1 pseudogene is annotated in these 359 nt (G+C 79.1%); it reads right to left on the reverse strand.

What is annotated here, in order from left to right:
• Window positions 1-227, reverse strand: a pseudogene (locus tag J7528_RS23395) (hypothetical protein); the annotation flags it as partial.
• Between the last annotated feature and the right edge of the window lie 132 nt (window positions 228-359).

The raw sequence follows: 359 nt of genomic DNA on the forward strand, positions 1-359 counted from the left end.
GCCTCGATCAGGGCCGTGCCGTCGCCGCGCCAGACCTGGTTCGGATCGGCGCCCGCGTCCAGCAGGGCGGCCACGGCCCTGGCGTCGCCCGAGCGGACGGCGTCCAGCAGGCGCGCGTCGCCGGGATTGCGGGCGCGGGGACCGTCCTCGGCGTCGGCGGCGACCTCGTGGGCGACGCGCGCCGGCTGGGCCGCCCAGGCGACGACGGCACCGCCCAGGACCAGCACGGAGACCGCTCCCGCGCCCACCAGGCGGCGAGCGCGGCCGGCGCGATGGCGGCGAAGCCCGCGGCGATGGCGGCGATGCGCGCATCGAGCTGCTCGGCCGGCACGCACTCGTTGAGCATGCCCCACTGCCTG

It is taken from the genome of Caulobacter sp., from assembly GCF_017744445.1.
Taxonomy (GTDB): Bacteria; Pseudomonadota; Alphaproteobacteria; order Caulobacterales; family Caulobacteraceae; genus Caulobacter.